At 71.2% G+C, this 24226-nt stretch carries 21 protein-coding genes; 13 read left to right on the top strand and 8 right to left on the bottom strand.

Going from position 1 to position 24226, the window contains the following annotated elements; genetic code table 11:
- Positions 1-151 precede the first annotated feature (151 nt).
- From P9K36_RS21750 to P9K36_RS21740, 3 genes are all read left to right on the top strand, one after another.
- Complete coding sequence (locus P9K36_RS21750; RefSeq protein WP_278305977.1) at positions 152-400, top strand: hypothetical protein; 249 nt, start codon at positions 152-154, stop codon at positions 398-400.
- 261 nt (positions 401-661) lie between these two features.
- Positions 662-1831, top strand: a complete 1170-nt coding sequence (locus P9K36_RS21745) for a polysaccharide biosynthesis/export family protein (RefSeq protein WP_075381991.1) — start codon at positions 662-664, stop codon at positions 1829-1831.
- A gap of 150 nt (positions 1832-1981) precedes the next feature.
- Positions 1982-3118, top strand: a complete 1137-nt coding sequence (locus P9K36_RS21740; protein WP_043387790.1) for a branched-chain amino acid ABC transporter substrate-binding protein — start codon at positions 1982-1984, stop codon at positions 3116-3118.
- Positions 3119-3130: 12 nt separating this feature from the next.
- Here the strand turns inward: P9K36_RS21740 and P9K36_RS21735 are convergent, their stop codons facing one another.
- Positions 3131-3700 carry a protein-tyrosine-phosphatase gene (locus tag P9K36_RS21735; protein WP_043387791.1) on the bottom strand — a complete coding sequence of 190 codons (570 nt, stop codon included), beginning with the start codon at positions 3698-3700 and terminating at the stop codon, positions 3131-3133.
- Positions 3701-3847: 147 nt separating this feature from the next.
- Between P9K36_RS21735 and dctP the strand changes: the two genes are divergently transcribed.
- Positions 3848-4981 (top strand): TRAP transporter substrate-binding protein DctP, encoded by a 1134-nt coding sequence (gene dctP / locus P9K36_RS21730; RefSeq protein WP_236952723.1) that lies wholly within the window; start codon positions 3848-3850, stop codon positions 4979-4981.
- A 138-nt stretch (positions 4982-5119) separates the two neighbouring features.
- Positions 5120-6532, top strand: a complete 1413-nt coding sequence (locus P9K36_RS21725) for a phosphatase PAP2 family protein (protein WP_278305976.1) — start codon at positions 5120-5122, stop codon at positions 6530-6532.
- Positions 6533-6646: 114 nt separating this feature from the next.
- On the opposite strand, the gene P9K36_RS21720 is transcribed toward P9K36_RS21725, so the two are convergent.
- Complete coding sequence (locus P9K36_RS21720; protein WP_043387796.1) at positions 6647-7759, bottom strand: hypothetical protein; 1113 nt, start codon at positions 7757-7759, stop codon at positions 6647-6649.
- 541 nt (positions 7760-8300) lie between these two features.
- Here P9K36_RS21720 and P9K36_RS21715 point away from each other — a divergent pair.
- From P9K36_RS21715 to P9K36_RS21695, 5 genes are all read left to right on the top strand, one after another.
- Positions 8301-9689, top strand: a complete 1389-nt coding sequence (locus tag P9K36_RS21715; protein WP_278305975.1) for a deoxyribodipyrimidine photo-lyase — start codon at positions 8301-8303, stop codon at positions 9687-9689.
- 284 nt (positions 9690-9973) lie between these two features.
- Positions 9974-10261 carry a hypothetical protein gene (locus tag P9K36_RS21710; RefSeq protein WP_043351140.1) on the top strand — a complete coding sequence of 96 codons (288 nt, stop codon included), beginning with the start codon at positions 9974-9976 and terminating at the stop codon, positions 10259-10261.
- A 112-nt stretch (positions 10262-10373) separates the two neighbouring features.
- Positions 10374-11744, top strand: coding sequence for a chloride channel protein (locus tag P9K36_RS21705; RefSeq protein WP_274927715.1), 1371 nt, complete (start codon positions 10374-10376; stop codon positions 11742-11744).
- 112 nt (positions 11745-11856) lie between these two features.
- The gene (locus tag P9K36_RS21700) at positions 11857-12036 is read left to right on the top strand and encodes a DUF1328 domain-containing protein (RefSeq protein WP_043351142.1); all 180 of its coding nucleotides are present in this window, start codon (positions 11857-11859) and stop codon (positions 12034-12036) included.
- A gap of 10 nt (positions 12037-12046) precedes the next feature.
- Positions 12047-12901 (top strand): SDR family oxidoreductase, encoded by an 855-nt coding sequence (locus P9K36_RS21695; protein WP_278305974.1) that lies wholly within the window; start codon positions 12047-12049, stop codon positions 12899-12901.
- A gap of 182 nt (positions 12902-13083) precedes the next feature.
- On the opposite strand, the gene P9K36_RS21690 is transcribed toward P9K36_RS21695, so the two are convergent.
- Entirely contained in the window at positions 13084-13344 is a 261-nt protein-coding gene (locus tag P9K36_RS21690) for a PepSY domain-containing protein (RefSeq protein WP_078947335.1), read from the bottom strand.
- 547 nt (positions 13345-13891) lie between these two features.
- Positions 13892-14851 carry a cation diffusion facilitator family transporter gene (locus P9K36_RS21685; protein WP_043351145.1) on the bottom strand — a complete coding sequence of 320 codons (960 nt, stop codon included), beginning with the start codon at positions 14849-14851 and terminating at the stop codon, positions 13892-13894.
- A 193-nt stretch (positions 14852-15044) separates the two neighbouring features.
- On the opposite strand from P9K36_RS21685, the gene P9K36_RS21680 reads away from it, so the two are divergent.
- Positions 15045-15482 (top strand): HIT family protein, encoded by a 438-nt coding sequence (locus tag P9K36_RS21680; protein ID WP_043387800.1) that lies wholly within the window; start codon positions 15045-15047, stop codon positions 15480-15482.
- 3 nt (positions 15483-15485) lie between these two features.
- Here P9K36_RS21680 and P9K36_RS21675 read toward each other — a convergent pair whose 3' ends face one another.
- From P9K36_RS21675 to P9K36_RS21665, 3 genes are all read right to left on the bottom strand, one after another.
- Positions 15486-15890, bottom strand: a complete 405-nt coding sequence (locus tag P9K36_RS21675) for a PilZ domain-containing protein (RefSeq protein ID WP_043351152.1) — start codon at positions 15888-15890, stop codon at positions 15486-15488.
- A 280-nt stretch (positions 15891-16170) separates the two neighbouring features.
- Positions 16171-16401 carry a hypothetical protein gene (locus tag P9K36_RS21670; RefSeq protein ID WP_043351157.1) on the bottom strand — a complete coding sequence of 77 codons (231 nt, stop codon included), beginning with the start codon at positions 16399-16401 and terminating at the stop codon, positions 16171-16173.
- 116 nt (positions 16402-16517) lie between these two features.
- Complete coding sequence (locus P9K36_RS21665) at positions 16518-18581, bottom strand: NAD(+) synthase (RefSeq protein WP_278305973.1); 2064 nt, start codon at positions 18579-18581, stop codon at positions 16518-16520.
- A 343-nt stretch (positions 18582-18924) separates the two neighbouring features.
- Here P9K36_RS21665 and P9K36_RS21660 point away from each other — a divergent pair, with 343 nt between their 5' ends.
- Together P9K36_RS21660 and P9K36_RS21655 are read left to right on the top strand one after the other, a co-directional pair.
- Positions 18925-22188, top strand: a complete 3264-nt coding sequence (locus P9K36_RS21660) for a DNA translocase FtsK (RefSeq protein ID WP_278307319.1) — start codon at positions 18925-18927, stop codon at positions 22186-22188.
- A 283-nt stretch (positions 22189-22471) separates the two neighbouring features.
- Positions 22472-23383 carry an outer-membrane lipoprotein carrier protein LolA gene (locus P9K36_RS21655; RefSeq protein ID WP_278305972.1) on the top strand — a complete coding sequence of 304 codons (912 nt, stop codon included), beginning with the start codon at positions 22472-22474 and terminating at the stop codon, positions 23381-23383.
- Positions 23384-23392: 9 nt separating this feature from the next.
- Here the strand turns inward: P9K36_RS21655 and P9K36_RS21650 are convergent, their stop codons facing one another.
- The gene (locus P9K36_RS21650) at positions 23393-24133 is read right to left on the bottom strand and encodes a lysophospholipid acyltransferase family protein (RefSeq protein WP_278305971.1); all 741 of its coding nucleotides are present in this window, start codon (positions 24131-24133) and stop codon (positions 23393-23395) included.
- Positions 24134-24226: the final 93 nt, after the last annotated feature.

Genomic DNA, 24226 nt, shown 5'->3' with positions numbered 1-24226 from the left:
GCCGTCTACGTCCGGGCGGCGTATCCCGGCCGGAATGGACAAGGTGGCCTGTTTCGAACACCTCGTTAAGCCGGCGGCAATGGCGAGAGGTTATCCCCCATGCAGCGCGTGAGGCCGCGCGGGCAGCGGGACTGAGAAGGCACGTTCGACCATGGATGAGCCGGGCGGCGGCGAAGCAGGACGGCGTGCGGTACAGGTGCGGACGGCGTTCGGCTTGACGGATCGGATTCGTGCCGAGGCCGTACGGTTCGCCCGCGACGTCCACGGATCCACGGCAATGGAATACGCCCTGCTCGGCGGCATGATCTTCCTCGTCGCCGTCGGCAGCATCCGGTACTACGTGTCCCGCGTCAGCGTCGTCTACGGCGACATCACCGCGGCAGTCACGCAGGGAAATTGAGCCGATCGGTCGCGGGATTGTCGGCCATTGGGCTGGAACGGCCAATGTGCGGCCGCTGATGACGTCCGGATTTGTATCTCGATATTGCGACCGCGGGCGAACGCCCGGCATTCGTCGTCTCTATGCCCCGAAAAAGCTGTGCTTAACGAGGATGACTTCGCAGTCTTGGCCGTGCCGGCCGGAGTGTGGCTCACCCGCTACGGACACCTGGGCCGCCATGGGCTAGGCACGGGCTCGGCAATACCGATGGGCAACATCTGGATGCGCAAACTTCCCCTTGTCCTGCTCGCCGTCACGGCGATGTCGGGCTGCACGTACCTGCCCGCGGCGGGTCCGACGGCGAGCGCGATCCAGGCGGGGGCGGAGGTGGCCACCGCCGACGGCGGCCTGCTCGCCCGCTACGAGATCATCGACGTCACGCCCTCGGTGGTCGAAGCCCTGCGCGGCCGGCCGCTGGACAGCCTGCTCGCCTCCTTCGGCGACCACCGTCCCTCCTCGGAGCCGGTGATCGGCGTCGGCGACATGGTCTCGGTCTCGATCTGGGAAGCCGGGTCGGGCGGCCTGTTCTCCGGGCCGCTGGTGGCCGACCGCTTCTCGGCGGGCTCCAAGTCCGCCCTCATCCCCGAGCAGCCCGTCGGGCGCGACGGCGCCATCTCGGTGCCCTATGCCGGCCGCATCAAGGTCGCCGGCCGCCGCACCCAGGACGTCCAGGCGCTCATCGAGAACGAACTCGCCGGCAAGGCCATCCAGCCGCAGGTGCTGGTCTCGGTCACCCGGCCGATCAGCCAGGCGGTGACCGTCACCGGCGAGGGCGCCGCCGGCGCCCGCCTGCCGCTCTCGGGCCACGGCGACCGCATCCTCGACGTCATCGCCGCCGCCGGCGGCAACCGCGCGCCGGTCAACGAGACCTTCGTGCGGCTCTCGCGCGGCCCGGTGACCGCGACCGTGCCGCTGACCACGGTGGTGTCGAACCCCAAGGAGAACATCTACCTGCGACCCAACGACGTACTCACCCTGGTGCGCGACCCGCAGACCTTCATCGCGGTGGGCGCGCTGGGCAACAGCACCGAGCTGCCGTTCCAGGCCGACGGCATCACCCTGGCCCAGGCGCTGGCCAAGGCGCGCGGCCTGTCGGACTTCGCCGCCGACCCGGCCGGGACGTTCATCTTCCGGTTCGAGCCGGCCAGCGTCGTGCGGCGCCTCAGCCCCAGCTCGCGGCTGCTCGGCACGCCGCTGGTGCCGGTGGTCTACCGGATCGACATGCGCGATCCCAACAGCCTGTTCGTCTCCCAGGCGTTCCGCATGCGCAACCGCGATCTGATCTACGTGTCGAACGCGCCGTTCACCGAGGTCCAGAAGGTGCTCACCGCCTTCAGCGGCGTCACCGGACCAGTCTCCTCCGCCGCCTTGGCCTACTCCTACGCCAAGTAGGGAGCGGCCCGCATACGGGACAGCGGCGGAAAAAAATCGCGTTTCTCCGCGTCCTCGCGTATGGGCACAGGGTGCGGGGCGGGATCGGGGCTACGGAGCCGCATCCGCCGTCGCGCTGACCCGCCGCGCAAGGATGCCCAGAAGAGCCCGATGAAGATCGGACGTTTCGTCCCCGCCCACGGGCCGCTCCGGCCCGCACTGATCGCCTTGAGCCTGTGTCTCGCGTTCCTGCCGGCCACTCCTGCGGCGGCCGACGTGGTGATCGGCGTGGCCGTCCCGCGGTCGGGGCCCTACGTGGCGGTCGGCGAGCAGGTGCTGCGGGGGGTCGAGGCTGCGGCCCGGGACGCCAACGCCATGGGGGGACTCGACGGCCAGCCCGTCACCCTCGACGTGCAGGACGATGCCTGCGATTCCAACACCGCCACGGCGGTGGCCAACCATTTCGTGCGCGGCAACGTCCGGCTCGTGGTCGGCCATGTCTGCTCCAACGCCTCGATCGCCGCCTCCGACATCTACGCTCAGAACGGCGTGGTGATGATTTCCGCGGCCTCGGTTGCGGCGCGGCTCACCGACAGGGGGCTGCCGACGATCTTCCGGGTGTGCGGGCGCGACGACGATCAGGCCCGCCTGTCCGCCGCCGTTCTGGCCGAGCGGTTCCGCGACCGGAAGATCGCTCTCATCCAGGACCAGACGCCCGCCGCCCGCAGCCTCGCCGCCGCCACGAAGGACAATCTCAACCGCATCGGCGTGAACGAGGCGCTGTTCCTGTCGTTCTCGCCCAGCGACGCCGACGATTCCGCCCTGGCCGACCGCCTCAAGGGCGCGGGGATCGAGGTCGTCTATTATGGCGGCGACGCCGCCGAGATGGGCCGCTTGGTGAAGATCGCCGCAGACCGGGGCTACCGGCCGCAATGGTTCGGCACCTCGGCCATCGCCACGCCGGATTTCGCCAAGACCGCCGGATCGGCGAGCAACGGCGTGCTGATGACCTTCTACCTCGACCCGAGCCGGCAGCCCGCCGCCGCGGCCGTCGTGAAGGCCTTCAAGGCTGAGGGCGTCGATCCCACCGGCTCGACGATCTACGGGTATGCGGCGATGCAGGCCCTGGTTGCGGCCGGCAACTTCGCCCATTCAACCGAGGCGCGCCCCATCGCGCAGGCGTTGCATACGGAGCGGTTCGATCTCGTGCTCGGCACGGTCGGCTTCGACGCCAAGGGCGACGTCACCGCGCAGGGCTACGTGCTCTATGTCTGGAAGGACGGGAGCTTCACGCCGGCCGGGAAGTGAGAGCCCCGCCGCTCACAGCGCCTGCGCGGCCTCGACCTCGGCGCCGCGGCCGAGACCGCGCAGCAGCTCAGCGAGATGCGGGCGGACCTGCAGTTGCAGAGCGTGCAGCCGCCGCACCGCGGCGCTGAGCTGTCCCTCCCGATTCAGCATCGTGTCGGCGAAGCCGATCATGCGCGCATTCGGCCAAGCGGGCTCGCGCAGGGCGTGGAGACGCTCGACCAGAGCGGCGGCGGGGGTGGCGGGCTCGGCCTGCGCGAACAACATCAGCAGCGCCGCGGTGGAGCGCGACAGGCCGTAATGGCAATGGACCAGGAGATGGCCGGCGCCGTCGAGGTGCCGCCCGAAATCGAGGATCGCCCCGACATGCTCGGGCTCCGGCGGGGTGAGGCCTTCGCCCGGGGCGAGGCAATCGTGGAACCGGAGGGTCGTGCGGGCATGGGCGCCGTAGGCGGTGAAGGCCTCGGGCTCCGGCGTTCCGGGATCGAGCAGCGACAGGACGTGGCTGACGCCGCGGGCGCCGTGGCCGGCCAGCTCCTCCAGGCCGCAGACGGTGTGCAGGGTGACGGCGGGCTCGGTTCGCATCCCCGGCGCCTAGCACGGGCGGAGGCCGGTTTCGAGGCGCGACGGAACCGCCCCGGCGCCCGCGGCTTTCGAGTACCGGCACGGACGTGCTACCTGCGACCTCCGATCCGGCCCCGGTCGGACCGGACCTGCTCGGACGAGATGCCGTTGGACGAACCTCACCTCGCGCGATCCCCCTCGGCCGGGACCCGGCGCCGGAGCGTGCTGACCGCCGGCCTCGGCGCGGCCGCGGCGCTCACCGGGCCGCTCGCCGCCCCGGCCCGGGCCCAGAGTGCCCCGGAATTGCGCTGGCGCCTGTCCTCCGCCTACGCCAAGACGCTCGACATCCTGTACGGCGCCCCCGAGGCGCTCAGCCGGATCGTCGCCGAGGCCACCGACGGGCGCTTCCAGATCCAGGTTCAGGGCCCCGGCGAGCCGGTGCCGGCCGATGGGCTGCTCGACGCCGTGGCCGCCGGCACCGTCGAGATGGGCCATGGGCCCGCGACTCTCGGCATGGCCAAGGATCCGACCTTCGCGCTGGCCACCGCGGTGCCGTTCGGCCTGAACGCCCGGGGCGCCGCCGCGTGGTGGCTGGCCGGGGGCGCGGCCGAGCTGTTCGGCGAGATCTTCGCCAAGGCCGGGCTGGTCTGCCTGCCGGGCGGCAATACCGGCGCGCAGATGGGCGGCTGGTTCCGCCGGGAGATCAAGAGTCTCGCGGACCTCCAGGGCCTCAAGTTCCGGATCAGCGGCATGGGCGGCCAGGTGCTGACCAAGTTCGGCGTCCAGCCGCAGGCGGTGCCGGGACCGGAGATCTACGCGGCGCTGGAGAGCAAGAAGCTCGACGCCGCCGAGTGGATCGGCCCCTACGACGACGAGCGGCTCGGCCTGCAGAAGGTCGCGCCGATCTACCACTATCCCGGCTTCTGGGAGGGCGGCGCCATGCTGCACTTCTGGTTCAACGCCGAGGCGTGGAAGGCGCTGCCGAAATCCTACCAGGCGATCCTCCGGGCCGCCGCCGCCGAGGTCGGCGCCGACGTGCAGGCCAAGTACGACGCCCGCAACCCGCAGGCCCTGCGCCGGCTGGTGGCCGGGGGTGCGCAGCTGAGGCCCTTCCCCCAGGACGTCATGGAAGCCGCCCTGAAGAACGCCAACGACGTCTACGCCGAGATCGCCGCCAAGAACGCCGATTTCCGTCGCGTCTACGAGGCGATGCGCACCTTCCGCAACGAGGAGTACCTCTGGTTCCAGGTGGCGGAATACACCTACGACAACTTCATGATCCGCGCCCGGGCGCGGGGCTGAAGCGCGCGCCGCCGCAGGGGATCCGGCTCCGGCCTCGGGGGCCCCGTCAAAGATGGGGATGCCGGGGCCGCGCGCGATTGCAACGCGAGGGCGGCCGGCTCTAGCGTCCGGCACGGCTTCGGCGAGGGAGACGGCTGCATGTTCGGGACGCTGCGGGTCGGATTGGCGCTGCTCGGGGCGGCCTTGCCCCTTCAGGCCGTCGCACAATCGGCCGCCAACCTGACGGCCCTGCGCGGGCTGGTCCCGGTGGCGCGGTTGCAGGCCTCGCCCGCGGGCAAGGCGGCGCTCGACGCGAACCTGCAGGTCACCGGCGACATCCAGACCGGCGACCTCAAGCAGCCGACGCTCCTGCCGTTCCCGGAACAGCAGCAGCTCGCCCTGCGGGACTGCTTCATCACCGACGGCAACGCCGCCGGCCTCGCGGACGGTCTGGGCACGACCCTCGCGCAGGCCTACCAGGCCAAGGCGACCTACAGCGACTACAAGACCTTCACGAGCATCGCGCCGGCGGTGGCCAACCTGATCGGCTACACCAACAACGTCACCAAGTCGGATTCGAATTCCGGCAAATACTTCTTCGCCAACGCCACCACCAACGGCAAGACTCCGGTCTCCGACGCGGCTGCCGCGATCCTGGCGGAAGGCGCCGTGACCGACGTGTTCGGCAAGGCCTATGACCGGCCCGCCGGCAGCCCCGGCGCCGACCGCTACGGCAATTCGCGCCCGTTCCAGACCCTGCCGCGCCTGCGGGCCTATCGCGGCCAGGATTACTTCGGCGCTCCGTCCCACAGCCTCGACTGGTTGCGCGGCCCCGCGCAGGATCTCGTCAACAGCCCGTCCTATCCGAGCGGCCACACCACCTACGGCTACACCGAGTCCATGGTGCTCGCGCTCCTCGTCCCCGAGCGCTACCAGCAGATGGTTGCCCGCGCCGCCGAGTACGGCAACGACCGGATCATCGTCGGGGCGCATTACGCCATGGACGTGCTGGGCGGCCGGGCGACCTCGCTGCACGCCCTGGCCCATCTGCTCGCCAACGATCCGGTCTATGTCGGCCAGATCCGGAAGAATCCGGCCGTCCTCGATCAGGCGACCGCCGAGGCCGACAGGACGGTGGGCGTGACCGATTACCGGGCGCTCCTGGCCGAGGCCCGCGCGGCGATGGCCGAGGCGCTGAAGGCCGGCTGCGGCGATACGGTGGCGGCCTGTGCCGCAAAGGATACGGGCCGCTTCAAGGACCCGGCCGCCAACGCGGCCTTCTACGCGGCGACCCAGACCTACGGCCTGCCGGTGGTGCACCCGGAGACCGCCGGCCGGCAGGAGGATGTCGCCAAGATCGCCCCGGAGGCCGGGCACCTGCTTACCGCGGCCTTCCCGGCGCTGACGCTGGACGAGGCCAACGCCATCCTCACCGAGACGCAGGGACCGGGCGGCGGCTTCCTCGACGACGGCTCGGAATTCGGCGTCTACGCCCGCCTCGACCTCTACACGGCGGCCGGCAAGGCCGCCGCGCTGGCGGCGCAACGGGCGGGGACCAGCGCGACGCGCTGAGGGGCCGGCGGTCGCGCCCGCTCCCTCCACCCGGGCCGGAACGACGGCACGCCGGCGCGGCCGGCGCCGTCGGGACAGGGCCGAGGGCGCCGCCGCGGATCCCGGCGCCGCCGCTTATGGCGTCCGCTTGCGCAGAACGAACTGTCCCAGGGCCAGGAACTTCTGCGCCCGCTTGCCCGTGTCGACCTCGGTGGTGAACACGTTGCCCTGCGAGTCGATCGCGAGGTTGTGGACCCAGTGGAACTGGCCTGCCATGCGCCCGTTCCGGCCGAAGGCGCCGACCACCTCACCCGTATCCCGCGCGAGCGTGCGCACCTCGTTGTTGGCCCCGTCGGCATTGAGCAGGTAGGTCTCGTCAGCGTCCGGCCAGAGGGCCAGTTCCCAGACCGAGCCGTTGGCCCGGGTGTTCTTCTCGACGAGGATCTCCTTCACGAAGGTCCCGTCCTTTTTGAAGACCTGGATGCGGTCGTTGGTCCGGTCGCAGACATAGACCAGCCCGTCCCGGGCGATCCGCACGCAATGGACCGGGTTGGCGAATTGCCGGGACGGGGCCGCCGCCGGATCGTAGGGGCCGAGCTTGTCGTCGGTCGGCGGCTTGCCGTAGGCGCCCCACATCCGCTTGAACGCGCCCGTGTCCCGGTCGAAGACGATGATGCGGTGATTGAAGTAGCCGTCCGCGACGTAGACCTCGTTGGCCGCCATGTCGAAATCGACGTTGGCGGGCTTGCCCAGGCGGGTCGTGTCCTGGCTGTCGGTCTGCGGACCGGACTTGCCGATCTGCAGGACGAACTTGCCCTCGGGGGTGAATTTCAGGAGCTGGCCGTCCTGCTCGCCGTTGCCGGCGATCCAGACGAAGCCCTGGCCGTCGATCTGGATCCCGTGCTCGTTGGACGGCCAGTCGTAGCCGGTCCCGGGGCCGCCCCAGCTCCGCAGCAGCGTCCCGTCCTGGGCGAATTCCAGAACCGGCGGGGCGGGCCTGCAGCACTTCGTGCGCGGCGGATCGAGGCTGGCCGCCTTCTCGTCGTCGGTGAGCGTCCGCGGCCGCTGGACCACCCAGACATGATCCTGGGCGTCGACGGCGACGCCGGCCGCCTGACCCATGATCCAGTCGTTCGGCAGCGGCTTCGGCCAGGACGGGTCGACCTGGAACCGCGGCGGCTCCGCGGTCGCAGGGCCCGCGAGGGCGAGCAGGCAGGCGAGCGCCGGCAGGGCGGTGACGATTCTCATGGCGTGTCCTCCGGCGCCTGTCCCGGCGCTCACCGCCAGCATGGCGGCCGGGTCCGGCGGGATCCAGCGGGACGCACGCGCTTCGGTGACAGAGGCTGCCCGACCACCATCCGGACAGAAAAAAGGCCACTCCCGAAGGAGCGGCCCGAAGTCTAGGGAGGAAACGCCCAAGAAGGGCTGCGAGAGGGCGACGCCATCGCCTTCCCGCGCTGCACAATCTGCGCCCCTGGACGGAAAATTCAAGGGCATTCAGGACAGCAGGGCTGTCCTTTGTGTGCCCGCGCACGCATCGCCGCAGGCCTGTGTTGAAAATGTCGCAGATCGGCCGGCCCGGTCGAAACCTGCTTTGTGTCCACGGAATCCGATCGATCAGTGCGCAAGTCGCTGATGAATCGCGATTTTGCAGGATCGAACCCGGGCCCGGCCCGAGGGTTCGACTGCGGCTTTTCATCCGCGCCGTCCGGACGGACGAATTGCCCGAACGCTCTACCTTCTCCAGCCAAGTTTCCGGCGCGGCGCGCCAAGCAAGGGGCAGGTCAGCATGGCGACCCAGGGTGAGCGGATCCGGATCCTCAACGATGTCGAGCCCCGCGGAGACGGCGCCTACGTCCTGTACCTGTTGCAGCAGGCCAACCGGGCGACGTTCAACCCGGCCCTCGAACTCGCCATCGAGGAGGCGAACCGCCTCGGCCTGCCGGTGGTCGCCTGCTTCGGCCTGCTCGACGGCGCCAGCGGCTTTCCCGAAGCCAATGCCCGGCACTACGCCTTCCTGCTGCAGGGTCTCGCGGATGCGAAGGCGGGCCTGGAGAAGCGCGGGATCGGCTTCGTCATGCGCAAGGTCTCGCCCGCGCAAATCGCCATCGACCTCGCCGCGGACGCGGCGCTCCTCGTCCTCGACCGCGGCTATCTCGCCATCCAGAAGGGCTGGTACCGGGAGATCGCCGAGGCGGTGACGACGCGGATCGTCCAGGTCGAGGGCGACGTCGTCGTGCCGGTCGAGACGGCCTCGGGAAAGCACGAATACGCCGCCCGGACGCTGCGGCCGAAGCTGAACCGGCTGTGGGACCCGTTCATCGCGGCGCTGAAGCCCCGCACGGTGAAGCACAAGGCCGATCGCCTGAAGCTGAAGAGCGCGGTCGACGTCTCCGATCCGGAGGCGGTGCTCGCCGGGATGAGCCTCGACCGGGCGGTCGGGCCGGTGAAGCGGTTCACCGGCGGCGAGACGCAGGCCCGCAAGCGCCTGAAGGCGTTCCTGAAGGATGGGTTTGCCGGCTACGGCGCGGGGCGCAACAGGCCGGAGGCGGCGGCCGCCTCGCACATGAGCCCGTACCTGCATTTCGGGCAGATCTCGCCGGTCGAGATCGCCCTGGCGGTCCGGGAGGCCGGGATCGGCGATTCCGACGACCGCGGTGCCTATCTGGAGGAGCTGATCGTCCGGCGCGAGCTCGCCATGAACCACGTCTTCTACACGGAGGGCTACGACGACTACGACAAGGCCGTGCCGGACTGGGCGCGCAAGACCCTGGCCGAGCACGCGACGGACGCGCGCCCGCACGCCTACTCGGAGAAGCAGCTCGCCGCCGGCGAGACCCACGACCGCTACTGGAACGCCGCGATGCGCGAGATGCGCGAGACCGGCTACATGCACAATCAGCTGCGGATGTACTGGGGCAAGAAGATCCTCGAATGGTCCCCGTCGCCGAAGGAAGGCTTCGCCCGGACGCTCCGGCTGAACAACCGCTACTTCCTCGACGGGCGCGATCCGAACTCCTTCACCAACGTCGCCTGGGTGTACGGCCTGCACGACCGGCCCTGGCAGAAGCGCAAGATCTTCGGCACCGTGCGGTATCAGAGCGAGAACTCGCTCAAGAAGTTCGACGCCAAGGCCTATGTGCGGGCCGTGGAGACGCTCTGCGCGGCCGAGGGGTGAGGGGGCGCGCCGCCCGTCCGGCATTTTCCGGGCGCAGGAGCATCGTCGCAATCATCGCGCGACGGCGCGCCCGGTCCGTGCGGTCCCCCACCGTATTGCAACGCTTTCTTCGGCCGGATCCCGGGTCTCAGCAGCACACAGGTTTGTGAAGAAACGCTGTCCCGGCTCCGGGTGTTTCGAGCGCACTTCCGGCTCCTCGCAAACGGCCGGACATCATCCGGTGACATCTCGGTCCGACCGAGACCGGATCATCGCTATAGCTTGCGACTGAAAGGAGGACGACGATGCGAATGAAGCTTGCAGGCGCAGCACTCCTCGCGCTCGGAACCTTGACCGCCACGGTCGGCACGGCGGACGCCGCCCAGGGCTGCGGCCCGGGCTTCCACCGGGGCTGGTCCGGCTGGTGCAAGCCGAACTGGCGTCCCTACGCCTACCGCCCGGTCTACTACGCGCGGCCGGTGGTCTACGGCTGGCACCGTCCCTGGGCTTGGCGCCGGGTCGGCTGGCACCGCCCCTGGGGCTGGCACCATCATGGGGGCTGGCGCCGGGCCGCGTGGCATTACCGCTGGTGAGCGGTGGGGCCGGCACGCGCGTGCCGGCCTCCCTTGAAACGGGTCTTTCCTCGACCGTTGCGCTATAGCGTCCGCTCCGGCTGCGCGGACGAGGTGCTCTTTCATGGTCGAGATGCGGGACGACGTTGGGGACACCAAGGATGCCCCGCCGCCGCAACGCTCGCGCTACCGCCGCTCGATCATGCGCCTGCGGTCGGCCTCGATGGAGGCCTTTCCCCTCTGGCGCGGTCGCCTGCTCTTCCTGGTCGGCGGCATCGGCGTGGGTCTCGCCGCCGTGCTGATGGCCAAGGGCGCCGACCTCGCGCAGGACGGGTTCCGGCGCCTCACCGCGCCCTCGCCGCTGATCGCCCTGGTGCTGACGCCGGCGGGCTTCGCCCTCGCGGCGCTCCTGGCCCGCACGGTCTTCCCGAATTCGCAAGGGTCGGGCATCCCGCAGGTGATCGCCGCCCGGCATGCCCGGGACGCGCGCTTCCGCTTCTCCCTGATCTCGCCGCGGGTGGCGGTGGGCAAGGTGCTGGTCCTGTTCCTGGGCCTGCTCTGCGGCGCCTCGGCGGGCCGCGAGGGGCCCACCGTGCAGGTGGGCGCGGCGATCATGGCGGCCTTCGGGCGCCTGACGCCAGAGCGCCTGCCCGGGCTGCTGCTCGCGGGCGGCGCGGCCGGCGTCGCGGCGGCCTTCAACACGCCGCTGGCCGGCATCGTGTTCGGCATCGAGGAGCTGGGCCGCGCCTACGAGGCGCGCTCCTCGGGCCTGATCGTCGCCGGGATCGTCGCGGCGGGCCTGACCTCCCTCGGGCTTCTGGGCAATTACACCTATTTCGGGACGACCGATGCCGCCCTGCCGCTGGCGGCGGCCTGGATCGTGCCGCTCGTCGCCGTGGTCGGCGGCCTCGCGGGCGGGCTGTTCAGCCGCGTCGTGATCCTGTTCGCCCGCGGCCTGCCCGGGGCGGCCGGGCGGCTGATCCGGCGGCGGCCCGTCGTGTTCGCCGCGGGCTGCGGGCTGTGCGTCGCCCTCTGCGGCCTCGCCTCCGGGGGCGCGGCCTACGGGACCGGCTACGAGGAGGCCCGGGCCATCCTCCACGGGGATGCGGCGGCCGGCTGGACCTACGCGCCCCTGAAATTCGGCGCCACCGTGCTGAGCTCGATCAGCGGCATCCCCGGCGGCCTGTTCGCGCCGTCCCTGGCGGTCGGCGCCGGCCTCGGCGGCACGGTCCACGGCCTCCTGCCGGACATGCCCGTGGGCGCCGTGGTGCTGATCGGGATGGTGGCCTACCTGACCGGCGTGCTGCAGGCGCCGATCACCAGCTTCGTCATCGTCACCGAGATGACCCAGAACCACGCGATGGTGATCCCGCTGATGGTCGCGGCCCTCCTGGCCGACGCCGCCTCCAAGGCGGTCTGCCGGGGCGGGCTCTACCACACCCTGGCGGAGATCATGCTGGAGCGCGCCGACGTGCCGGCGCAGCCCGTGGCGAAGACCGGTTGACCTCACGTAAGACTATAAGCGGCGCGGGCCGGAATCCGCGGAACGGTCTCGCTTGGCGTCGGTTGAGGCAGAAGCGACAGGCCCCGCGCCGGGCCGCAGCCGGAGTGACGTCATGACCCTTCTGAAATGGGCCCTCATCTGCTTCGTGATCTCGCTGATCGCCGGCGGTCTCGGCTTCACCGGAATCGCCTCGGGAGCCGGCTCGCTGGCCCGCATCCTGTTCGGGCTGTTCCTGGTCATCGCCATCGTGATCGTGGTCATCGCCTTCGCGGTCGGTCAGGCGGTCTTCTGAGGCCGGCACCGTGCGCGGCACGGTCTGCCTCGTCACCGGGGCGACCGGCGGCATCGGCTACGAGACGGCCCTCGGGCTCGCGCGCCTCGGCGCGCGGGTCGCGATCGTCGGCCGGGACGCCGGGAAGCTGCAGGCCTGCGCCGACCGGATGCGCGCCGCGGTGCCCGGTGCCGCCGTGGAGCCGCACTGCGCGGACCTGTCCGCGCAGGCCGAGATCCACCGGCTCGCCGAGACCCTGCGGGCCGCCTATCCGCGCCTCGACGTGCTGGTGAACAATGCCGGCGCGATCTTCGACCGGCGCACGCTGACCGCCGACGGCATCGAGCGCACCTGGGCGCTCGACCATCTGGGCTACGTGCTCCTGACCCTGGAACTCCTCGATCCCCTGAGGCAAGCGTCGGCGGCCGGCGGAAGGTCGCGGATCGTCAACGTCGCCTCGGCGGCCCATTACCGGGGGCATATCGACTTCGACGACATCGAGGGCGCCCGGCGCTACCGGGCGATGGGGGCGTATGCCCAGGCCAAGCTCGGCAACGTGCTGTTCACCTATGCCCTGGCCCGCCGGCTGCGCGACAGCGGCATCACGGTGAACGCCCTCCATCCGGGGGTGGTCAACACCGGCTTCGCCAAGAACACCGGCGGCCTGTTCGGCGCGGCCTGGGCCCTGATGCGGCCGTTCCTGATCACGCCCGAGAAGGGCGCACGGACCTCCCTCCGCGTGGCCAGCGCCCCTGACCTCGATGGCGTCACCGGCCGTTACTTCTCGCACGGGCAGCCGAAGGTCTCCTCGGCCGAGAGCCGCGACGAGGCCGTGCAGGAACGGCTCTGGGCGCTCAGCCTCCGTCAGGTCGGCCGGAGCGACTGAACGGCGCGCCCATCCCGATGGACGCGCCGGCTGGCGGCACTGGCCTCGTGGAGGCGGACGAGACCTTCAGAGGAGACCTTCATCGGCGTTGAGCCCGGCAAGCCGAAAACACGTCAGGTCGAAGCACGAACGACCGACGATCCGGCGGCACACCCGCAACGCATGGTCCGCCCTCGGCCTCCCTAATGGGGGGCCTCGCCAAGGATTTCCCCCGTCTTGGGATCTAGCTCGAACTTCATTTTCTGTCCGTTTTTGATCCCTTCGCCGTCCCAATGCCCATCGTCGGCCTCGATTTTCGTGATCGACGTGTAGCCCGACGACAGAAGCTTGGCTTTGACCTGTTCCACCGGCATCCAGTCCGGCCCCGGCTGATCGGCCATGGCGGTGACGGGCGCGCTTGCGCCGAGGGCAAGGGCGAGTGCGAGCATCGTTCGCTTGATCATTGTCTGTATCTCATGAGGTCACGCAGAGAATGATCTAGGGCGCCCCAGTCATCCGGGGGGTGTCGCATCGTCATTTTCTGCCGGCCGCTTCAGTCACCGGCCCTGGCGGACGGCCGAACGATAGAATTGCCGTTCCGAAAGACTGAGCCAATGTCGCGACGCCGCTCTCGTCGCGATGCAGGAGATGGCCGAACTCAGGTCTGTCTCGCAGACGCCGCGTCCCTCGAAGGGGGCAGCCGTGCAGGCGTGGAACAGGCCGTCATCGGGACGAGCCGGGCGACCCTGACCCTCGCCCGAGAGGGCACAAGGGACGCAGCGCCCCGCGGGCGATGACGTGGGTGGTCGCAAGCGCGGCGATCTCCGCCACGAGATCGGGGGCACCGCACGTTGTCATGGCCGTCCCGGCGAGGGGCCGACCCTCCTCGCCCGGATGCTCGACCGGCCGCCGTCTGATGCGTCCCCGCGTGAGGATGCGGGATCGACGCCGCGATCCGGCTTCGCCGCTTCAGATGCGAGACCTGCGGGCCGGGGGCCCAGCGAGTCCCGTTCAGGCCGCCCGCCGCACCGTGTGGTCGCCGTGGTGCTGGATCTCGATGAACACCCGGGTCACGTCGGGGCTGCGCGCCTTCAGCGCCCGGTCGAGGCGGGTGACGAGGCTCTCGACATCCCCGGCGCTGAGGTCGTCGGCCATGTCGATGCTGAGATTGACCAGGATGTCGGAGGGGCCGAGGTGCTGGGTCAGCACCTCGTTGATGTGGAGCACGCCCGGCTCGGCCCGGGCCAGCTCCGTGATCGCCGCGACGATCTCGGGATCGGCCGCCTCGCCGATCAGAAGGCCGTGGGTCTCGACCATGAGGAACACCGCCATGCCGACGAGCACGAGGCCGATGCCCACCGACGCCCAGCCATCGAGGCTCGGCATCTCCAGGATATGCGACAGGGCCACGCCCGCGAGCGCGATGACGAGGCCGATCAGGGCGGCGGTGTCCTCGGCGAGCACCGTGAACAGGGTCGGATCCTTGCTGCGCCGGATCGCCCGCACGGCCGAATGCTGGCCCTTCTCGGCCCAGAACTGGCGCATCGCCACGAAGAAGGAGGTGCCCTCCGCCGCGATGGCGAAGCCGAGGATCCCGACATTCACCCAGAGGCCCGGCAGCCGATAGCCGAACAACTCGGCATCGACGTCCGGCTCGGGATGGCGGATCCGCTCGATCCCCTCGTAGATCGCGAAGAGGCCGCCGCCGAGGAAGATCATCAGCGCCACCACGAAGGCGTAGAAGTAGATCTCGCGCCCGTAGCCGAACGGGTGGCGGGCATCGGCCGGGCGCCCGGCCCGCTTCATGCCGACGAGCAGCAGCACCTGATTGGCCGTGTCGACCACCGAGTGCACGCCCTCGGCGAGCATCGCCGTCGAGCCGGTCAGCGCACCGCCCACGAACTTCGCCGCCGCGATGGCGAGATTGGCCCCCGCGGCCGCGTAGATCGCCCCCGTGCTCTCGTGCGCCATCCGGAACTCCTTGCGCGCGCCGCGTGCCGACCTGCGCGCCTCGTTGGAAGCCGGACCGACGAAGCCCGGCACGGCGCTGCGGCCGCGGCGAGGCAAGCGTTGCGGCAGGCCGCTTGTTCCCGTGTGGACGCGGGTGGGTGGCCCGTGCAACCTGCAACCGCTCGACGACCGCTCACGGAGACCCGGAGGCAGCATGGCCGACGCCCCCTACGATCCCGACAACATCTTCGCCAAGATCCTGCGGGGCGAGATCCCCTGCCACCGCGTCTACGAGGACGACCATACGCTGGCCTTCATGGACGTGATGCCCCAGGGGGAAGGCCACACCCTGGTGATCCCGAAGGCGCCGGCGCGGGGCCTGCTCGATGCCGATCCGGAGTCGCTCGGCGTCCTGATGGCGCGCGTCCAGAAGGTCGCCCGCGCCGTGAAGGCGGCGTTCCAGGCCGAGGGGCTGACCCTCTTCCAGTTCAACGAGCCGGCCGGCGGCCAGACCGTCTTTCACCTGCACGTCCACATCATCCCGCGGCGTGAGGGCGTGCCGCTCAAGCGCCACGAGGGCGGGATGGCCGACAACGCGGTCCTGGCCGAGCATGCCGCACGCATCCGCGCGGCCCTGGAGGGGCAGGGCTGAGAATCAGGCCGCGCTCGCCGGATCGGCCGACTGGGCCATGCTGGCGAGCAGGCGGCGCAGGGCGGCGTTCTCGGTCTCGAGTTCGCTGACGCGCTTCAGCAGCAGGGTCACAGAGGCGTCCGTCGCGGCCGCAACGGGCGCCGCGGGCGCGGCGCTGGCCGGCTGCTCGAAGGTCACGCCGATGCCGTCCTCCCGGCGCCAGCGCAGGATGGCCCGGTAGGTCCGATCCTTCTGCGGAATGTAGAGATCGAAGGCCTCCGGGAGCGTGGTGGCGTCGCTCATGACGAGCCGCGCACCGGCGGAGGACATGTCGCGCACGAGGCAATCGAAGCTCGACGAGCCGTTGTTGAAGACGATGCGACCCTTGAGGAAGACCCTCTGGCGCGCCTCTCTGCGATGCTCCGACATGCGGCCGGCTCCGAAGCTGACGATGCCGCCAGTCCTGCACGCCAGCCCTTAAGGAATCTTCGTTGCGATCGCAGAGTCGGAGCCCGCCGCGCGGCGGGATCCCTGCCGACGGGGGTCCCATCGCCGGGTCCCGGCTCGGCGCGCGGGGCGATCCGGTTTCAAGCCGGCGCGGCTGGCGCCGCCGGGCGGACGGCGTTCTTCGTGCTGCGTTGCGGAACGCCGGCGGGCGGCTCGGCCCGCGCGCCGCATGGGCGCGCTCAGTCCTTCCCGATGCCCCCGCTCACGCGATGAAGCGCCGGTCCACCGTCTGGAACAGGTAGAATCCGTTGAAGCGCACGGCGGTGTCGGCGGCTCGGTCGTCGAAGTCGAGGGGTTGCCGGCTGCCGTCGCAGAGCTTGCCGCCGAAGGTCCAGCGGCCGGCGCCGATGAAAGGCGGGACGGTGCTGGCCTCAGGCACCGCGCAGCAGAGACCCTCGACGCTCTTGAGCTGGAACAGGTTGTAGCTTCGCATCCGAAGTCCTCCGCCTGGCCGCCCTCAAAGCCAAATTTTCCCAATACGGTATTTTGCATTGCGAAGAATCGGCTTGACCGTGCTCATAATGGCACAATCGGTCGAGTTTGTGTCGGTCAAGTTTCGGGGACGTTTCGGTTCAACTCCGCGATCCAGATGCGCGCCGACCCGTCGGAGGGCGCGCGCCAGTCGCCCCGGGGCGAGAGGGAGCCGCCGGCCGAGACCTTCGGCCCGTTGGGGAGCGCCGAGCGCTTGAACTGGCTGAAGCCGAAAAAGCGGGTGAGGAACACGCCGAGCCAGCGGCGGATCTCGGGCAGGTCGTAGGCGACCCGCTTGGCCTCGGGGAAGTCCGGCGCCCAGAAGCCGCTGTCCCTGTCGCCCCAGGCGTGGAGCGCCAGGAAGGCGATTTTCGAGGGTCGGAACCCGTAGCGCAGCGTGTAGAACAGGTTGAAGTCCTGCAGCGCATAGGGGCCGATCGTGGCCTCCGTGCTCTGCGGGCTGTCATCCTGGTCCACCGGCACAAGCTCGGGGGAGATCTCGGTGTCGAGGACCGCCTGGAGGGTGCGCGCCTCGTCCGGCCCGACCTCGCCGTGGCCGATCACCCAGCGGATCAGGTGCTGGATCAGCGTCTTCGGCACGCCGGCATTGACCGCGTAGTGGCTCATCTGGTCGCCGACGCCATAGGTGCACCAGCCGAGCGCCAGCTCCGAGAGGTCGCCGGTGCCGACCACGATGCCGCCCGCCTGGTTGGCCAGCCGGAACAGGTAATCGGTGCGCAGGCCCGCCTGCACGTTCTCGAAGGTCACGTCGTAGACCGCCTCGCCCCTGGCGAAGGGGTGGTTCATGTCGGCGAGCATCTGCCGGGCGGCCGGGCGGATATCGATCTCGGCGGCCGTGCAGCCCAGGGCCTTCATGAGGGCGTGGGCATTGGTCTTGGTGGCGTTCGAGGTGGCGAAGCCCGGCAGCGTGTAGGCCAGGATGTCCGAGCGCGGATAACCGAGGCGGTCGAAGGCCTTGGCGATCACGATGAGCGCGTGGGTCGAATCGAGGCCGCCCGAGACGCCGATCACGGCCCGGCGGGTGCCGGTGGCCTCCAGGCGCTGGGCGAGGCCGGCGACCTGGATGTTGTAGGCCTCGTAGCAATCCTGGGCGAGGCGCGTCGGGTCGGCGGGCACGAAGGGAAAGCGCTCGATCCGCCGGATCAGCCCAAGATCGGCCTCCGGCGGGTCGAGCCGGAACGGGACCCGGCGATAGGGCAGGGCCTGGCGCCGGGCGTCGTCGTCGAAGCTGCCGGCCTGGAGGCGCTCCTGGGCGATCAGGTCGAGGTCGATGTCGGCGAGCGTCGTCACCGGGCCCGCGGGGAAGCGCTCGCCCTCGGCCAGCCGCACGCCCAGCTCGTCGATGCTGGTCTGGCCGTCCCAGGACAGGTCGGTGGTCGATTCGCCCTGGCCGGCGGCGGCATAGACATACGCGCAGGCGCCGCGCATCGCGGCCGCCCGCGAGAGGAGCGCCCGCGACTCGGCCCGGCCGACGGTGATCGGGCTGCCCGAGAGGTTGGCCAGCACCGTGGCGCCGGCGAGGGCCGCGCGCATGCCCGGGGGCTCCGGAACCCACAGATCCTCGCAGATCTCCACCCCGACCACGAGGCCCGGCAGGTCCTCGGCCGGGAACAGCAGGTCGGTGCCGAACGGCGCCTCGCGGCCGGCGACCCGGATGGTCTCGCCGGTGATCCCGGCGCCGGAGGCGAAGTGGCGCTTCTCGTAGAACTCCCGGTAGTTCGGCAGGAAGGTCTTCGGCACGACGCCGAGCAGGCGGCCGCCCTGGATGGCGAGCGCGGTATTGTAGACGCGGTGGCGCCAGCGGAGCGGCGCGCCGACCAGCAGCAGCGGCCGGAGATTGGCCGATTCGGCGATCACCCGGGCGGCGGCGGCCTCGACCGCGTCCAGCAGGGTCTGCTGGAGCAGCAGGTCCTCGATCGCGTAGGCCGAGAGGCCGAGTTCGGTGAAGACCGCCAGCGCGGCCCCCGAATCGTGGCACCTCCGGGCGAGGTCGAGGATCGCGTCGGCGTTGCGCTCGGGCTCGGCCGGGTGGCTCCGGCCTGTGCAGGCCGCAACCCGGGCGAAGCCGTGGCGGTAGAGGGAGCGGAAGCGCGCCGGCGATTCGGAGGTGGCTGGAGACACGGGCACCTGTCCGGATGAGGAATGGCTGCGGGTATCATATGGCATGCGGCCCGGCACGGGCGATCGGACGCGGTCGGCGCCCGCGGCGGGTTGGCTGCACGGCGCACGAACCGCTCTGTTCCCGGCATGGTTTCCGCAGCGCGGCCCGTGGCAAGCCTCCATTAACGACGAATGGCCTAACTCAGGAACAGCCGCCGCGCGTCGGCGGATCCCTGTTTCGAGTATCGTCTGAGAACCCATGCGCGCATCGGGACGGCCTCCGTACTCCCACCGTGACCCCGCCCGCCCCGTCCGCGGCGGCGACCGCTCGGGCCTCTCCCTGGGAGCCCTGGCGCACCGGCTGATGGCGCTCCGCGCGAGCCTCACCCGCCGCCTGTCCGGCTCCCCGGTCGGACTCCCCGCCCGCCCGTCCTACGGTGCCCCCGGGCGCCGGGCGGAGCCGAGCTGGCTCACGCCGCCGGGCGCGATGGTCGGCCGCGAGGCCGCCGAGCGCGTCCCGCGCGCGGCCGCGCCCGAACCGCATTGGCCGGACCAGGTCTTCGACGACCGGGCGAGCCTCGACGCCCTGGATGCGCCGGCCTTCGAGAGCCGGATCGACCGCAGCGCGTCCTCGCCGGGCGTGCTGGTGCGCCAGCCGCGCCGCCCCGCCGCCATCGCCCCCGAGGGCGTGCCGGCCGGTGCGCCGGTCGCCGCGCCGGTCCAGGCCGCCGCCCCCTCGGCCGTGCGCTACACCCGCACCCCCGATTCGGTCCTGCAGGAGCGCCGCCAGCGCGCCCTGGAGGCCGAGCGCGTCGCCCTGGAGCGCGCCCGCGCCGAGGCGCAGGCGGCCGCCCTCGCCCTGGAGACCGAGCGGGCCGCCCGCGAGGAGGCCGAGCGGGAGCGCATCGCGCACGAGCGGACCGCCGCCGAGGCGGCGGAGCGCGTCGCCGTCATGCCGGTCCCGCCCGAAGCCGCCGCGCTGGACGCGGATCCGGTGCCCCTGTGGCGCCAGCCCTTCGTCGCCCCGCCGGGCGTCCGCTTCTTCCGCACGCCGGATCGCCGCCCGGTCCGGCCCGCCGTCGAGCTGGCCGCGTCCACGGCGGTGATCGCCCCCGTCGCGGCGGCGCCTTTCGTCGCCGAGAGCGTCGAAACCGTCGCCGAGGCCCCGGCCCGCGACTGGTCCGACCTGCCCGACTGGTCCGAGGTCCAGCCCTGGTTCGACGGCGGCGACTGGTCGTCCGTCGAGGCCTGGTCGGCCCTGGAGGCGCAGTCCGCCGAGGCGCCCCCGGCCCCGGAGGCCGTCACCGCGCCGGCGGCGTCCGACGAGCGCTTCGTCTCGATGCCCCTCGACATCTCGCACCTGCGCTCGCTGCCGCCGCGGCCGGTCTACGTGCTCGACCGGCTCGTGCGGTTCGACCAGCCGCCGCGCCCCGCCGACGGGCAGGATAACGGCACGGATTCCGGCCCGCGGACCGAGGAGGCCGCCGCGATCCGGAGCGCCTTCCTGCCCCCCGCCGCGGCCCCGGCCTCCGGCCTGTCGCTGGTCTTCGGTCCCGGCAGCGCCGTAGCCGAGCCTCCGGCCGCGCCGGTCTCCGAGGCTCCGCGCCGGGTCCCGGCGCTCAGCGCCATGGCGGCCCGGGCGGCGATCCGCGCGGCCGGCCAGCCGAGCACCCTACCGCCGGCGCCCCCGGCCCAGCCCGAGGCCGTCCCGGTCCCGGTTGTGGCCCCGGTTGCGGCCGCGCCGGCCGCCGCGCGCGCTGAAGCCGAGCGCGTGGTGATCCCGATGACCCCGCGCCCGGTCCTGCTCCGGGGCAAGCTGGCGCCGCAGCCCGAGCCGGTCGAAGCCGAGGTTGAGAGCGAGGCCGAGCCCGTCGCGGACGAGCCGTCCGAGCCGGTCGCCGCCCTGCCGGCCCCCGCGCCGGTTGCGGTCCCGCTCGTCGCGCCCCGCGCCCACCTGATCCCGGCCGGCCGCCATCTCGAGATCGCGCCGATCGAGAACGCCGATTACGAGCTGCCGTCCCTCGAACTGCTCGCCCTGCCGGCGCCGGGCGGCAGCGAGGAGGTCGATGCCGACGTGCTGGAGCAGAACGCCCTCAACCTGCAGCAGACGGTCCAGGATTTCGGCGTGCGCGGCGACATCCTGGCGGTGCGGCCGGGCCCGGTCGTCACCCTCTACGAGCTGGAGCCGGCACCGGGCACCAAGTCCAGCCGCGTCATCGGCCTGTCGGACGACATCGCCCGGTCGATGTCGGCGGTCTCGGCCCGCGTCGCGGTGGTGCCCGGCCGGAACGTCATCGGCATCGAGCTGCCGAACGAGACCCGCGAGACGGTGTATCTGCGCGAGCTCCTCTCGTCGGCCGACTTCGCCGAGAGCAAGCACAAGCTGGCCCTGTGCCTGGGCAAGAACATCGGCGGCGAGCCGATCATCGCCGACCTCGCGCGCATGCCGCACCTGCTGGTGGCCGGCACCACCGGCTCGGGCAAGTCGGTGGCGATCAACACCATGATCCTGTCGCTGCTCTACCGGCTGAAGCCGGAGGAGTGCCGGCTGATCATGGTCGATCCGAAGATGCTGGAACTGTCGGTCTACGACGGCATCCCGCACCTGCTCTCCCCCGTGGTCATCGACCCCAAGAAGGCGGTCATCGCCCTCAAATGGGCCGTGCGCGAGATGGAGGAGCGCTACAAGAAAATGGCCAAGATCGCCGTCCGGAACATCGACGGCTACAACGCCCGCATGAAGGAGGCCCGCGACAAGGGCGAGACCATCACGCGCACGATCCAGACCGGCTTCGACCGCCACACCGGCGAGGCGGTCTACGAGGACGAGGCGATGGATCTGGCGCCGCTGCCGTACATCGTGATCGTGGTCGACGAGATGGCCGACCTGATGATGGTGGCCGGCAAGGACATCGAGGGGGCGATCCAGCGTCTGGCGCAGATGGCGCGGGCGGCGGGCATCCACCTGATCATGGCGACGCAACGGCCTTCGGTGGACGTGATCACCGGGACGATCAAGGCGAACTTCCCGACCCGGATCAGCTTCCAGGTGACGAGCAAGATCGACTCGCGCACGATCCTGGGCGAGATGGGCGCGGAGCAGCTTCTGGGCCAGGGCGACATGCTGTTCATGGCCGGCGGCGGGCGCACGACCCGGGTGCACGGACCGTTCTGCTCGGACAGCGAGGTCGAGACCGTCGTGGCGCACCTCAAGCGCCAGGGCCGCCCCAGCTACCTCGACGCCGTCACGGCGGACGATTCGCCCGAGGAGCCCGCCAAGGAGGGCGGCCGGTCCGGCCGGGGCAAGGCCGCCGCGGCCGACAAGGCCGAGCGCGGCGACGAGCCCGAGGAGGAGGCCCCCGTCTTCGACATCGGCGCCTTCGCGGCGGCGACCGGCGGCGAGTCCGACGACCTCTACAAGCAGGCGATCGAGGTGGTGCTGCGCGACCAGAAGGCGTCGACGAGCTACATCCAGCGCCGTCTGCAGATCGGCTACAACCGCGCCGCCTCGATCATGGAGCGGATGGAGATCGAGGGGATCGTCGGCCCGGCCAACCATGCCGGCAAGCGCGAGATCCTGGTCGCCGGCGCAGCCCACATGTCGAGCGGCGTGTACGACGACGAGTGAGACGCGGCGCCCCGGGCCGATCCCCCATGGGGGCGGCCCGGACGTCGCATCTTCGCCACAGGGCGGGGTTCTAACGGGCCGCTGCGAAACCCGTCCCGTCCGTGAGAGCGGAGCGAAGCAGCCCAGGGCAGCGCGCCGTCCGGCACCGTGGAGCTCCTGGGTTGCCGCGCGCCGCTCGCGCAGACGACGGGGGGCGCGACGTCTTCACCCGCTCGCTGACGTCACGTTCCGCTTTCCCTTTGCCGCCGGAGCCCACGCCGTGGTTCCCCAGGAGACTCTGCCGATGATCGGCCGCCGCATCCGCACAGCCGGCTCCCTGATCGCCGCCGGGCTGTGGCTCGCGACCGCCAACCCGGCCGAGGCGCAGGTGGGCGCCTTCATCGACAGCCTGTTCGGCCACAAGGAGGAGCCCGCGCCGCAGCCCGAGGCTGCCCCGCCGGCCCCCGCGCCGGCCAAGAAGCCCGCGCCCAAGGCCAAGGAGGCGAGCAAGGATTCCGGCAAGGACCCGGCGGGCAAGGACACGAAGGCGGCCAATGCCAAGTCCGGCAAGGCCGAGCACAAGGCCGCCGAGCCCAAGGTCGCGGCGGTGGGCGCGCCGACGGCGATCGCCCCCGGCGAGCCCGCGGATGCCGCGACGCTGCTCGCCCAGGCCAACGCCTACTTCAACGGGATCAACACCCTGACGGGCAACTTCATGCAGATCGGCGCCGATGGGCGCCGGATCGGCGGCAAGCTGACGCTGGCCAAGCCCGGCCGCCTGCGCTTCGACTACGACCAGCCCTCGCCGCTCGAGGTGATCGCCGACGGCACCTCGGTGGCGGTGCGCGACCGCAAGCTCAACACGCAGGACCTCTACTTCATCGCCCAGACGCCGCTGAAATTCCTGCTGCGCGAGAAGATCGACCTCGCCCGCGACCTCACCGTCACCGACGTGGCCAACGATCCGGGCGGCGTCCGCATCAGCCTGGAGGACCGCGCCACCCTCGGCGGCACCTCGAAGATCCAGCTGTTCTTCGATGCCGACGTGAAGACCCTCTCGCAGTGGCGGATCACCGATCCGCAGGGCTACATCACGACGGTGACGCTCTCGAACCTCCAGAAGGGCAAGAGCGTCGACGGCAACCTGTTCTTCATCAATTACGGGCGTGCCGAGGACAAGGCCGTGCAGCAGCAGATCCAGCAAGCGCAGCCCTAGGGGGCGCCCTCAGGCCGCCTTCGCGCCGAGGCCGTCGAGGCCGATGGGGCGCCAGCGGTCGAGCTCCCGGTCGATCGCCCCCTCGGTGCCGCGCAGGAACTCCGCGGCCGTCAGGCCCGGCGCGACGGCCGTGAGGTAGCTCACCACCACGGTCCCGGCCCGGGTCGCCATGCCCCCCGGCCAGAACACCCCGGAATTCAGCGCCACCGGCACCACCGGCAGGCCGAGCCGTCCGTAGAGCAGCTCGACGCCGCGCTTGAAGCGCAGCGGCGCGTCGATGCCGCCGCGGGTGCCTTCCGGAAAGATCAGCACCGACCGGCCCGCCGCGACAGCGGCGCGGCCCTCGTCGATCATGGTGCGCAAGGCCTGCGTGCCGTTGCCGCGGTCGATGACGATCATCGGCGAGCGTCGCAGGAACCAGCCGACCACCGGGATCGCCAGCAGCTCCCGCTTGGCGACGATCGCCACGTCCGGCACCAGCACCAGGAAGGCGAGGGTCTCCCAGGTCGACTGGTGGTTGGCGACGATCAGGCAGGGCTTGGCCGGCAGGTGCTGGCGGCCCTCCTCCACGTAGCGCAGGCCGACGATGTGCCGGAGCCCGGCCAGGATGCCGCGCGCCCAAAGGCGCGTCGCCCGTCGGATCGGCCGCTCGGGGGACCCCGACAGGAGGAAGACCGCGAGCGGCGCGAGGAACAGGGTGGTCCAGGCGGCCCAGTAGGCGGCGAACAGGAGCGAGCGGGCATGTGCCATGGCGGCGCCTCGACGAGGGGCCCGGGACAGGGCAGGGCACGGGCATAGCGCCTGCCGGGCACCGACGCACGGCATTTCGCGCCGCCGGCGTCG

Origin of the sequence: Methylobacterium sp. 391_Methyba4 (genome assembly GCF_029691625.1) — a bacterium.
Taxonomy (GTDB): Bacteria; Pseudomonadota; Alphaproteobacteria; order Rhizobiales; family Beijerinckiaceae; genus Methylobacterium; species Methylobacterium fujisawaense.
This window is presented reverse-complemented; position numbering and strand designations above follow the sequence as displayed.